Genomic DNA, 13,220 nt, shown 5'->3' with positions numbered 1-13,220 from the left:
GAAAATCTCTTCAAAGTACGTCAGCATTCATCTGCAACCTCAAAGCTGTAGTTTGAGCTAGCTTCACAGTCGCTCTTTGATTTTCATTGAGTATTAAACCATCAAAATTAATACAGTATTTCATTTACAATTCAACATAACTAGACAACTACTAGCCCGTACAGCAAAAAACAGCCCTATTAGGACGACTTTATAAAAATCATCCAATAGAACTGCTCATCATTATTTCACATGATTTTCTGCTTCTTTTTGAGCTTTTTCGATTGCTTTTTTGCTTTCTTGATCCCATTTGGTCTTAGCTTCTTCATACTGTTTGGTTGTCACAGTATCTTTTTGCAGTTTCATGTACTTGTAGTTATTGCCATCACCCTTGATGCCGACCAATGAATAACCTCTTGTAAATGGCGTCACTTTGGTTACAGATGCTGTTCCACCACTTGACATAGCTGACATGATCAGAGAATTGTCAATCATCCAAGCCTGTGCTTCAGCATATTTTTCATAGCGTTTGGCTACATCTTTATTTTCACTATCTGCATCTTTGAGCATCTTGGTGTAAGTATCAAGACCCAGACTAGCAATTTTCGCTTTATCTTCCTGAGCATCTAGACCAAAAATCTTGAGGTAGAAGCCATCCTCTGCATTGAAAGGATTGAGATAGGTTGATGGATCTTGGTAGTCACCTACCCAACCATCAAAGTTCAAATCGTAGTCTCGATCAGCTGGTGTTGGTGCTAAGAAGGCTACGTTATTAAAATCATCAGTTGATAGTTGCTGAACATCAATGACAATGTTATCAGCACCTAAAACCGACTCAAGGGTCTGCTTAACAGAGTTCATACCTGTCACAGCATTTTTACTTGTTTGATCAACAGCCACATCCAAATGAATAGGGAAAGTCACACCTTGACTTGCCAATTCTTTTTTAGCTTCCGCAAATTTTGCTTGGGCTTTTTCTTTGTTAAAGTAGGCATCCTGAGCATCTGCCAAGTTAATACCTGACCATTCTGTGCCATAGTTGACCAATTCAGAAGCGACTACTTCTCCAAAGGTCTTGCCTCCCACTTGGACAAATGTAGGAGGCACTAGAGTATTACGAAGGGTCTTGCTTGCCGCTTCTTCCCCATTTGACTGGGCAGAATAGGCTGTGCGATCCAAGGCAAAGTTCACCGCTTGACGGAATTTTTTGTTCAAGACAGCTGTCTCAGTTGACTTCTTCTGCTCATCTGTCGTTTTAGACGTATGGTTATAAGCCTTACGGTTGACGTTAAAATTGAAATACCAAGAAGTCTTGTCCTGCAAGCTATAGACGATATTATCCTTATATTTTTCCTTGGTCTTAGCAAAGTTAGAACTATTTGGATAAACCCCAGCGATCGAATAGGCTCCACTTTCAAAGTTACGGATGGTCAATTCTTGGTCTGAGCCATCAAAGTAAGCCAATTTCACATGTTCAATTGATACTTTGTCATGATCGTAGTAATGCGGATTTTTCACATACTCAATCGATGATTTTGATGTGAAATCTTTTAACAAATAAGGTCCGCTGTAAAGAATACTATCTGGAGATAGGGTACCAAAATCTTTCCCTTTTGAATTTAGAAACTCTTCGTTTACTGGGAAAAGAATACTGTTTGTTGTTTTTGAGTTCCAGTAAGGTTCTGGGCGTGCCAAAGTATACTCAACAGTCTGGTCGTCAATGGCCTTCACCCCAACCTTAGAAAAGTCAGAATCCGCTCCTGTAATATAATCATTCAAGCCCTTGATCGAGTTTTGAATCAAGTCAATGGCCTGTGATTTATTGTCCACTGCGTACTTAATCCCTGTCACAAAATCTTGTGCCTTGACTGGGGCGTATTCTTCACCGTCAGCTGTGAACCATTTGGCATCTTTTCTCAATTTATAGGTATAAGTCAGACCGTCGCTTGACACAGACCAGTCTTCTGCCAAAGATGGAACTAGGTTCCCGTGGTTGTCATTTTCAAGCAAGCCATCAACTAGGTTGGTTATAATGGCTGTATTATCAGCGTAGTAGTCTAATAAATAGTTAAATGTAGTTGGATTTCCACTAAAGGTTGATGAGTAAGTTTTTGTATCTGAACCTGATTGTCCGCAAGCAGCTAAGAGCAAAGCAGCCGCAAAGGTCAGGCCTGCACTAAGGACACGCTTTTTTGTATTCATCTTCTTTCTCCTTTATGTTAGTTTTTATAACATAAGTTTATTTTACCAAAATAGCAAGCATTTGTAAAGTTAATTGAATTTCTAGAATGAAAGTTTATAAACTTTCGTCATAAAAAAACAAAGGATTTCTGCCTTTCATGCAGTCCTCCCTTGTTTTTATACGATTTTAATTTTAAATTTTTCTGTAAAAAATATTTATAGTAATTCCACACAGAAAGCATCCCATGGAGCTAAGATTTGTTTCTCAACTGCTTCTTGCGCTACAGTGTTTTCAATCAAGACTGATTTAACATTTCTTTCTACTGTTAAGTCTTGGTCTTCATTTGACAAGTTGGCCACGACTAAGAAACGACGGTCGCCATCTTTACGGATATAGGCAAAGACCTTGTCAGCTGTATCAAGTAGCTCAAAGTCAGCTCGAATCAGCCAGCTGCTCTCCTTACGGATTTGAACGAGTTTTTGATAAGTATAGAAAATAGAATCTGGATTTTCCAGCGCTTCTTGAACATTGATTGCTTGATAGTTTGGATTGACTGCCAACCAAGGTTGACCTGTCGAGAAACCAGCATTTTTGCTCTCATCCCATTGCATTGGAGTACGGGCATTATCACGTCCAATGACACGGATACTGTCCATGATTTCTTCCATCGGAACGCCTTTTTCAAGAGCTTCACGCGCATAGTTTAGGGATTCAATATCTTCTACTTGATCAAGCGTCTCAAACGGATAGTTGGTCATCCCAATCTCCTCACCTTGGTAGATATAAGGCGTCCCTCTCATCAAATGAAGCAAGATTGCAAAGGCTTTGGCAGATTTTTCACGATATTCTTGGTCATTTCCCCAGATAGAGACGATACGAGGGAGGTCATGATTATTCCAGAAGAGGGAATTCCAACCATCCTCAACTCCTAACTCTGTCTGCCATTTGTTGAAAATCTCTTTTAACTTAGCGATATTCAGCTCTTTTTGATAGTGCCACTTAGGTTGCCCTTCCTGATACTGAAGACAGATATGCTCAAACTGGAAGACCATAGATAATTCTTGCCCCTTTGGATCAGAGTAGAGCTTGGCAATATCTGGCGTTGCACCCCAGGTCTCTCCCACTGTCAAGAGATTCTTATCTCCAAAGGTTGCCTGATTCATTTCCTTGAGATAGGGGTGGAGCATAGGACCATTATTGACTACTTTCTCATCAGGAATTTTCCCAATCATGTCAATGACATCCATGCGGAAACCGCCAATGCCTTTATCAATCCAGAAGTTCATCATCTCGTAAATTTTCTGGCGCAGTTTCTCATTTTCCCAGTTGAGATCCGGCTGTTTCTTGCTGAAAAAGTGGAGATAGTATTGACCTGACTTTTCATCGTATTCCCAAGCAGATCCACTAAAGATAGACTCCAAATCATTTGGCTCATCTCGCCAGATGTAGTAGTCGCGCTCAGGGCTGTCGGGATTTTCACAGGCTTCAACAAACCAAGCATGCTCATCTGAGGTATGATTGACCACCAAGTCCATGATGATGCGAATATCACGCTTCTTGGCTCCCGCAATCAGTTGGTCCATGTCCTCCATAGTTCCGAAAATAGCTGCAATCGCTTGATAGTCAGCAATATCGTAGCCATTATCGTCCATAGGGCTGTCATAAACAGGAGAAAGCCAAATCGCTGTAATCCCTAACTTAGCTAGATAGTCCAACTTACTGGTAATACCTGGCAAATCACCAATTCCATCTCCGTTGCTATCCATAAAACTCTTTGGATAGACTTGATAGACTACGGCATTGTGCCACCATTTTTCTTGCATCTTCTTACCTCATTATTTTAATAATCTATAGTCTATGATAGCGCTTTTGAGAATTTTGTGCAAGCGTTTGCCTAATCTTTTTGATTCCTTTTTTAACTCCATAGTTTCCTAACTTCCAATTTTTTATTATAATAGAGGTCAGAGGTAAAAAAATGAAAAAACAAGCTTTTAGTTCTGAACAATATTTGAATCTACAGCGCGACCACATCTTGGAGCGCATTAATCAATTTGACGGCAAGCTCTACTTGGAGTTTGGTGGTAAAATGTTAGAAGATTTCCACGCTGCTCGTGTTCTTCCTGGTTATGAGCCTGACAATAAAATCAAGCTCTTGCAAGAATTGAAAGAGCATGTTGAGGTTGTGATTGCTATTAATGCAAGTAACATCGAGCATTCTAAAGCACGTGGTGACTTGGGCATTTCTTATGACCAAGAAGTTCTTCGCTTGATTGACAAATTCAATGAATTGGGAATTTTTGTCGGCTCAGTGGTCATCACACAGTACGCTGGCCAACCAGCTGCAGATGCCTTCCGCAAGCAACTTGAGAAAAATGGAATTGATTCTTATCTTCATTATCCAATCAAAGGATATCCGACAGATATGGATCACATCATTTCCCCAGAAGGTATGGGGAAAAACGACTATATCAAAACCAGTCGAAACTTGATCGTCGTAACCGCTCCTGGACCTGGTTCTGGAAAATTGGCAACCTGTATGTCCAATATGTACCACGATCAAATCAATGGTATCAAGTCTGGTTACGCTAAATTTGAAACCTTCCCAGTTTGGAATCTTCCCCTTCATCACCCAGTCAACTTGGCTTATGAAGCTGCCACAGCAGACCTTGACGATGTCAACATGATTGACCCCTTCCATCTCCAAACCTACGGAGAAACTACTGTCAACTACAACCGTGATATCGAAATCTTCCCAGTGCTCAAGCGCATGTTGGAACGTATCCTTGGTGAATCTCCATACGCTTCACCGACAGACATGGGTGTCAACATGGTTGGTTTCGCTATTACAGATGACGAGGCTGCTGTCGAAGCTTCTAAACAAGAAATCATCCGTCGCTACTATCAAACTGTTCTTGATTTTAAAGCCGAAAAAGTCGGAGAATCTGCTGTCAAGAAGATTGAACTTCTCATGAACGACCTCGGCATCACACCTGCAGACCGTAAGGTTGCTGTCGCTGCTCGTCAAAAGGCAGAAGAAACTGGTGGTCCTGCCCTAGCCCTTGAATTGCCAAATGGGGAAATCGTGACTGGTAAGAACTCAGAGCTCTTTGGCCCAACAGCCGCTGCCTTGATTAACGCCATCAAGAAATCAGCTGACATTGCTAAAGAAGTAAAACTCATCGAGCCTGAACTTGTCAAACCAATCCAAGGTCTTAAAATCGATCATCTAGGTAGCCGCAATCCACGCCTACATTCAAATGAAATCCTGATTGCACTTGCTATCACAGCTACGGAAAATCCTGATGCTGCCCGCGCTATGGAAGAGCTTGGTAACCTCAAAGGAAGCGAAGCCCACTCAACCATCATCTTGACAGATGAAGACAAGAACGTCCTTCGTAAACTGGGTATCAACGTAACCTTTGACCCTTACTACCAATACGACCGTTTGTATCGTAAGTAAAGATTTGAACCTCTCCACTCTCGGAGAGGTTTTCTCTCTGTCTCAGGAGCCAGCTTTATGTTATAATGAAAGAAGAAAACTGAAAGGATTTACCATGTCAAAAGAAGTTATTGTTGAAAGTTTTGAACTTGACCACACCATTGTTAAAGCACCCTATGTCCGCTTGATTGGGGAAGAAACAGGACCAAAAGGAGACATCATCTCCAATTATGATATTCGCTTGGTGCAACCAAACGAAGACTCTATCCCTACTGCTGGCCTTCACACTATCGAACACCTCTTGGCCAAACTCATCCGCACCCGCATTGACGGCATGATTGACTGTTCACCATTTGGGTGCCGCACAGGTTTCCACATGATTATGTGGGGACGCCATACTAGCGCTGAGATCGCGGCCGTTATCAAGGATTCGCTCAAGGAAATCGCTGAAACTACTACTTGGGAAGATGTTCCTGGAACAACCATCGAATCTTGCGGTAACTACAAGGACCACAGCCTCTTCTCTGCTAAAGAATGGGCGAAACTCATCTTGGAACAAGGAATCTCAGATGATGCCTTTGAGCGTCATGTGATTTAAACGTAAAAAAGGAACCAGTTTTTTCAGCTGGTTCCTTCTTTTTTATTCTCAAAATCTCTAGTTAGGCTTTTTCACGAATGATCAAAACACCATCTTCCATATCTGCTTCCAAATGTTTGGCATCTAGATGATCCAAGTGGAAATCTGTCACCTTATCGCGAATTTCTTGTTCAACCACGCGACGGAGAGGGCGAACACCCATGACTTCGTCATAGCCTTCTTCTGTGATATAATCTTTAGCCGCTTGACTGACTACCAAGTCAATGTCTTTCTTAGCCAAGGTTTGGTTGACTTCCGCCAACATCAAATCCACAATCTTAGAAAGGTCTTCCTTGGTCAAGTGTGAGAACTCGATAACTGCGTTGAAGCGGTTAAGGAATTCTGGGCGGAAGAATGGTTTCAAACGATCCATCAATTCTGGTTTGTCCGCATCTTCTGTCAAGTTGGCTTCATAGCCAAATCCAGCATTTGAGGTCGCAATAATGACAGTGTTCTTGAAGTTTACTGTATTTCCTTGACCATCTGTCAAACGACCATCATCTAGAACTTGGAGGAGAAGAGTAATGACTTGAGGATCAGCCTTTTCAATTTCATCCAAGAGGATGATAGAGTAAGGATTACGACGAACACGTTCTGTCAAGGTATTGCTATTGTCATCATACCCCACATAACCTGCTGTTGTACCGATTAGCTTAGAAACAGCTGTGCGGTCACTATATTCAGACATATCCAAACGGATGATGGCGTCCTTAGTTCCAAACATATCCAGCGCCAATTGCTTAGCAAGTTCTGTCTTACCTACCCCAGTTGGTCCTACAAAGAGGAAGCTACCGATTGGGCGATTGCCTTCATCAAAACCAGCACGGTTACGACGGATGGCACGAGCCACTGCTTCAACTGCCTTGTCTTGGCCAATCACCTTGTGTTCCAAGCGATGAGCCATATCTTTCAAACGTTCGATGTCTGACGCTCCCATTTGTGACACCGGAATACCCGTCATCCGTTCTACAGATTCAGCCACATCGTTGACACTTGCAGTCACTTTCATATCTTCTGTATGGTTTTCGATTTTCTTTTCCAATTCTGCAATACGTGTTTTATAGTTTAGGGCTGCTTCAAAATCTTCTGCTTCAACTGCTTTTTCTTGCTTGTCTTTTTCCACCTCGATTTCACGTTCAACAGCATGAACATCTGTTACAGGATGTTGAGCTGCCAAGTGAGCTGCTGTAACATCGACAAGGTCAATAGCCTTATCTGGCAAGCTACGTTGTGGAATGTATTGAACAGAATAATCCACTGCTGCTTTCAAGACTTCATCTGGCAAGATGACATTGTGGTGTTGTTGATAGAGGTCACGAATTCCTTGAAGGATTTTAAAGGTATCCTCTGCTGAAGGAGCATTGACCTTGACTTCGTTGAAACGACGAGCAAGAGCAGCATTCTTCAAGATGGTGTTACGGTATTCGTCTTGAGTTGTCGCTCCAATAACGGTCAATTCCCCACGAGAGAGGGCTGGCTTGAGAATGTCCGCAAGCCCTTTAGAACCACTATCTCCACCAGTGCTACCAGCACCAAGGATTTGGTGAATTTCATCAAAGAAGAGAATAATATTTCCTGCTTCTTTCACTTCATTGACTAGGTTTTGAACGTTTTCTTCAAAGCTACCACGGTATTGAGTACCAGCCTCAAGACCTGAGATATCAATAGAAATAATTTCCTTATTCTTGATGGCAGCCGGAACATCTCCATTCACAATAGCTTGCGCTAAACCTTCGACAACTGCGGTCTTACCAACACCTGCATCTCCGACCAGAACAGGATTGTTCTTGGTACGACGTGAAAGAATTTCAGATGTTTCTTGAATTTCCTTGTTTCGTCCGATAACAGGATCCAACTTGCCTTCACGCGCTTCTGCTGTCAAGTTACGACCTAGTTTAGCAAGGACACCGTCTTGTTTCATACCTGAAGCCTGTTGTTGCATTTGCACATCAGATTCTGCATTTCCTGGCAATTGACCAGTTGCACGATAGTGAGCAAATTCCTCAGGTGTCACTTCACGTCCATTAATCAAGTAGCGACGATTTTCAGAACTGTATCCTCGCATACCACCCATCAATTGGTTAAATAGATCATCCATGTTGTTGAAATTATTAAAGTTGTTGTTCATATTCTTTACCTCTTTTTGTTTACTTAGTTATGATTACTGATTTTGACTATCTTTGACCTTTGTTTTAAAAAATTTAGACTAGCTAGATGGCTACTCTACGTACTATTTCTGGTTTTTCTTTTTCAAGCAGGAGTAGACTATCTTTACTTCTGAAGATTTCTAGATTAAACATAGACCCACCTCTTTCTATTTTACTTTCAATACGTGTTCGAGTAAGGCTTTCATTTACCTTACGTTCATAATATACTACATTAGTCAGAAAAGGTCAAGGATTTTGACTTTGATTGACCAATATTTTTTAAAAAGCAAAAACACCCTGAAACATCAGGGTGCCATTCTTACATCAAATATAAAATTGCTAGGGTCAAGAGACTTGCTAGAAGCCCCACTCCCCAAAAGAAGAAGTCAACCTTCCACTCGCTCCAAGGATTTCCTTTACCAGAAAATCCTCCAAGCTCAAAATGGTGATGCACAGGCGTCATACGGAAAATACGTTTGCCACCAGTCATTTTGAAATAACTTACTTGCATCATAACCGAAGTTGTTTCAAAAACATAAACAATTCCGATAATCAAGAGAGTCCATTCTTGGTGGAGGGCCATAGAGATAGCTGCCAACATCCCACCGAGAGCCAAACTTCCCACATCCCCCATAAAGACCTTGGCAGGCTTATGGTTAAAGGCGAAGAAACCGAGTAAACCACCAATCATGGCCAGAATCACCAGAAGAATATCCATCTGACCTTGCACATAGGCAATAATTCCATAAGCAGACAAACTAATCACGACTGAAATACTAGCTAGACCGTCAATACCGTCTGTCAAGTTGACTGCGTTTGAAAAACCCACTAGCCAGAAAAGGGCGAAGACAATATAGAAAATCCCTAGATGCACTTGGTAACCAAAGACTGAAAGCATATCGCCACCGCGCTCATAGAAAAGGTAGAAAACGACCCCACCTAGGAGCTGAAGAGCCAATTTCTGCTTGGGGTTTAGCCCCTCATTGATTTTACGGAAGACCTTGAGGAAGTCATCTAAAAATCCGATTAAACCATAAAGAACCAAGATGAACAAAATCATTCCCACATTATTGGTCAATTGTTTTGAAAAAAGAGCAAGAAGGAAACTCACCACAACTGCAGCAATGAGGAAAACAAGTCCCCCCATAGTTGGCGTGCCAGCTTTTGCCTGATGCTGTTTGACATCCTCATGCATCTGCTGACCTGTAATTTGCGCCTTTCGATAAAATTGGATAAAGGCCGGAATTCCTACTAAAGTTAGTAAAAATGTCACAATTCCAGCACTGATGGAAATAAACATATTAGTCTCCTAAAGTTAATTTAATTTTTTTAATGTTTTTAATGGCTGTATTAGCACGAACATCTTGCTTCTGCACAGTAGAGCCTGAACCTTCAAATTCAAGTTCTATATTTAACCACTTAGAAAAAGCTTCTGCGGTTGCTTTTGTCCAACCATACATATCTGGAACTTCCTCTGCTTTATCAGATAAGAGGAGAACTTGCTGGTTAGGTGCAAGATTGGTCCCTTCTTCTACAGATGATTCTTTAATCTTTGTTCCTGTTCCTACAACGATTGGTTGCACAATATTGCGACGTAAAGCTTCCGCCAAATCACCGGGTGAAATATCCTTGATGCTAGGCATGGCATAAGCGCTTTGATTTGTTACCTGATCTAACGTTTTAGCGGTAGATTGGAGGTTAAGGGAATCTTTCATAGCCACTGCTCTTTCCAAGATAGGATTGGCAAATTCCCCCAACTGAATACCTGAATAATGCTCTGGCTGTTGAACCGTCACATAGAGGATAAAATCAGGATTTTCAGCAGGATTCATCGATACAGCCGAAAAAATGTAATTGGTCGTACCAACCAAGTAACCACCATTTTTCTCATCAGCGATTTGAGCCGTACCGGATTTAACTGCTACATTTTGTCCAGGAACTGTTATAATTGGCTTTCCTGTGTAGTGATTATACATAGTTCCATATAGAGGGTCCGTCCCAACTAAGATCATGTGATTTCGAGTTGTGCTTGCTGCCTCTTTGGAAACAGGATTTCCTACTATTTCTTTTTGTGACTTACGTACAGACTGATTGTTAGTATCATAAATAGCACTTATAAATTTTGGCTCCAGCATAACTCCATCATTAGCAATAGCTGTAAAGGCACGAAGCATTTGTGTTTGTGTCACTGAAATTCCTTGCCCAAATGAGCTTTGAGCAATACTAACAATATTATCAGCTGGAAGTTGACCAGCGTATTCATCTGTCAAGCCAAAGCGAGTTGGAACCCCAAATTTAAAGCGTTTTAGATAATCCAACCAAGTAGCATCTCCCATTTTTTGTTCAAGTAGACTCATTCCAACATTACTGGAGTGAGCGAAACCTTGTAAGAAAGTCATCATCCCACCAGTAGTCAAACCATCATTAACATCCCAATCTCGAGTCGTCGCATCCGCTATTTTGAATTCACTGCTATTGAAGTATTCTCCACTTGGGAAGGTATTATTATCAATAGAAGAAGCTAACGTCATAACCTTCATGGCTGATCCTGGTTCATAGTTACTTTGATAAAGAATATCACGCCAAACAAAGTCCTCAGTGATTCCTTCTTTAGTATCTGCATTAAAGGTAGGTCGTTGGGTGGTAGCGAGGATTTCACCGGTCTTTGCACTGACCAAGGTCGCGGTCATATACTTACCTTTTACTTTTTCTAGAAAGGCATCCATCTGAGTTTCCATGAAAGATTGTAGCGGACTAGACAATGTTGTATAAACATCCTTGCCATCCACAGTTTGTTGCGATACCAGTTCTGTACCTGGGACGATATTTCCTAAACGGTCTTTTTCATAGGTAATAATCCCATCTGTCCCTGCAAGAATAGTATTCAAGGAACTCTCCAAACCAGAAGTCCCTAACAAACTCTTACTACCATCCTCATTTTCATGAAGTTGGGCTAAGCCAATAAAGCTAGAAGCAAATTGTCCATTTGGATAGCTTCTGTTAGGGCTAGTTGTAAAGTCAATCCCTTCCACACTAGCATCTTTCAAATCTTTTTTAATAGCCATCATATTGGCATATGTAATCCCATTTCCTTTTGCACCAAAGGAAACCTGGGTCAGATTTGGTTGAGCCAGTTGCTCTTTCACATAAGCCTCATCCATATCCAAATACTTATGGAAAATTTCTGCTACCTTATTAAACTGGGCATCTTCTACATAAAGAATTTTACCAGTTGCTGATTTGTATTTTTTATCAATGACAGCATAGACATTATAGGAGGTTGCATCCTCAGCAATCGGGACTCCATTTCGGTCATAAATAGTCCCACGTTTGGCAGGGACTGTACGGGTTATTTGGTGAACTTTCTTAGCCTCTTTTACTAGATCCGTTCCAAATTTACTACCACTCCCGATAATAACAGCAAAATTGACCAAAAAGACAGCGAAAAGTACGACAGCTAACAAGCTGATGTACTTCCCTACTATTTTACGGTTTTCTGCTGGAGATTTACGGTTTCTAATCGCAAATCGGGTTATTCTTTTTGTCCACTTCATATCTTACTCCGCTGATCGAATATTCTCGTTATTCAATTTTAAGTCCTTAGAATTTGCGATTTCTTTCAAGCGTTCTGCCCTCAACAATTCATTTACCTCTTGTTTGGCATCATCCAACTCTGTCTTCTTCTCCTCTATCTGCGCATTGATTTTTGTCAGATCATTCTGTACTTGTAGGAGTCGGGTCTGCATAAAGATAATACTAAGCGCCAAAACGAGAGCTGTAAACGCAATGGAAAGATAAAAAGCCTTCTCCACACGGGAGAATTTTTTTATACGACTCTGCAAGAATTGACTGGTTGTTTCTTTTTTATCTACCATTTTTTCCTCTTACTTGTGAATTTTTCTGGCCACGCGCAACTTAGCTGAGTGCGAGCGGTTATTGGATTCTAATTCTTCTGCACTTGGCAAGATTGGCTTACGGGATACCAATTCCATCTTGGGCTTGAGATCATCTGGGATGAAGGGCAAACCTTTGGGAACTTCAATCGTTGAAGCTTCCTTGAACAATTGCTTGGTCAAGCGGTCTTCCAAGGAATGAAAGGTAATCACTGAAATCCTACCATCCAGAGCCAACATATCCATAGCCTGCTGGATGGACTCATCTGCCGCTCCCAGTTCATCATTGACTTCAATTCGAATAGCCTGGAAAATCTGTTTGGCAGGATGGCCCTTCTTCTTGAGTTCCTTGGCAGGTTTGGCCGACTTGATAATTTCTGCCAATTCAGTCGTTGTCTCGATTGGCTTGACTTCACGTGCTTGTTCAATCTTACGCGCAATCTGTTTAGAGAATTTGTCCTCACCATACTTGAAGAAAATACGAACCAAGTCATGATAGTCATAGTGGTTCACCACTTCATAGGCTGTCAGACTAGCTTCCTGATTCATGCGCATGTCCAATGGCGCATCCTTTTTATAAGAAAAACCACGCTCACGCTGGTCCAACTGAGGACTAGACACTCCCAAGTCATAACAAATTCCATCAATTTCCTGAACACCAGCTTCGAGCAAACGTGTCTGTAAATGACGGAAGTTATCCTTGATAAAGGTCACCATTCCCTTTTCAATGTAAGGTGCCAAACGTTTTTGCGCATTGTCAATGGCATTCTGGTCCTGATCAAAGGCATAGAGATGGCCCTTTTCACTTAATTTACTTAATAAATACTCGCTATGGCCTGCTCCACCCAAAGTCGCGTCAACGTAGATACCGTCAGGTTTTACGTCGAGCATATCAATCGTTTCGTGGAGCAAGACCGTTACATGATGAAATTCTTTTGTCATA

General features: G+C 41.4%; 9 protein-coding genes. 2 read left to right on the top strand and 7 right to left on the bottom strand.

Annotated elements, in window-relative coordinates; all coding sequences use genetic code 11:
* Nucleotides 1–222 precede the first annotated feature (222 nt).
* Nucleotides 223–2,181 carry a peptide ABC transporter substrate-binding protein gene (locus N8L33_RS07750; protein ID WP_261059500.1) on the bottom strand — a complete coding sequence of 653 codons (1,959 nt, stop codon included), beginning with the start codon at nt 2,179–2,181 and terminating at the stop codon, nt 223–225.
* Nucleotides 2,182–2,376: 195 nt separating this feature from the next.
* On the bottom strand, nt 2,377–3,984 hold the full coding sequence (locus N8L33_RS07745; RefSeq protein WP_261059499.1) for a glycoside hydrolase family 13 protein: 1,608 nt from the start codon (nt 3,982–3,984) through the stop codon (nt 2,377–2,379).
* A gap of 152 nt (nt 3,985–4,136) precedes the next feature.
* Here N8L33_RS07745 and N8L33_RS07740 point away from each other — a divergent pair, with 152 nt between their 5' ends.
* Nucleotides 4,137–5,621: a DUF1846 domain-containing protein gene (locus N8L33_RS07740; RefSeq protein WP_261059498.1), complete on the top strand. Its 1,485-nt coding sequence runs from the start codon at nt 4,137–4,139 to the stop codon at nt 5,619–5,621.
* A gap of 94 nt (nt 5,622–5,715) precedes the next feature.
* The gene (locus tag N8L33_RS07735; RefSeq protein ID WP_000032547.1) at nt 5,716–6,198 is read left to right on the top strand and encodes an S-ribosylhomocysteine lyase; all 483 of its coding nucleotides are present in this window, start codon (nt 5,716–5,718) and stop codon (nt 6,196–6,198) included.
* Between the two features lie 61 nt (nt 6,199–6,259).
* On the opposite strand, the gene N8L33_RS07730 is transcribed toward N8L33_RS07735, so the two are convergent.
* The 5 genes from N8L33_RS07730 to rsmH all read right to left on the bottom strand — a co-directional run bounded on the left by N8L33_RS07730 (nt 6,260) and on the right by rsmH (nt 13,219).
* Nucleotides 6,260–8,365: an ATP-dependent Clp protease ATP-binding subunit gene (locus N8L33_RS07730; protein WP_261059497.1), complete on the bottom strand. Its 2,106-nt coding sequence runs from the start codon at nt 8,363–8,365 to the stop codon at nt 6,260–6,262.
* Between the two features lie 338 nt (nt 8,366–8,703).
* Nucleotides 8,704–9,684, bottom strand: a complete 981-nt coding sequence (gene mraY / locus N8L33_RS07725) for a phospho-N-acetylmuramoyl-pentapeptide-transferase (RefSeq protein ID WP_261059496.1) — start codon at nt 9,682–9,684, stop codon at nt 8,704–8,706.
* Between the two features lies 1 nt (nt 9,685).
* Nucleotides 9,686–11,938: a penicillin-binding protein PBP2X gene (gene pbp2x / locus N8L33_RS07720; protein WP_261059495.1), complete on the bottom strand. Its 2,253-nt coding sequence runs from the start codon at nt 11,936–11,938 to the stop codon at nt 9,686–9,688.
* Between the two features lie 3 nt (nt 11,939–11,941).
* Nucleotides 11,942–12,259, bottom strand: a complete 318-nt coding sequence (ftsL, locus tag N8L33_RS07715) for a cell division protein FtsL (protein ID WP_000227825.1) — start codon at nt 12,257–12,259, stop codon at nt 11,942–11,944.
* Nucleotides 12,260–12,268: 9 nt separating this feature from the next.
* On the bottom strand, nt 12,269–13,219 hold the full coding sequence (gene rsmH, locus N8L33_RS07710) for a 16S rRNA (cytosine(1402)-N(4))-methyltransferase RsmH (protein WP_261059494.1): 951 nt from the start codon (nt 13,217–13,219) through the stop codon (nt 12,269–12,271).
* Nucleotide 13,220 lies beyond the last annotated feature (1 nt).

The sequence above is a fragment of the Streptococcus mitis genome (assembly GCF_946188695.1).
Classification (GTDB): domain Bacteria; phylum Bacillota; class Bacilli; order Lactobacillales; family Streptococcaceae; genus Streptococcus; species Streptococcus mitis_DF.
This window is presented reverse-complemented; position numbering and strand designations above follow the sequence as displayed.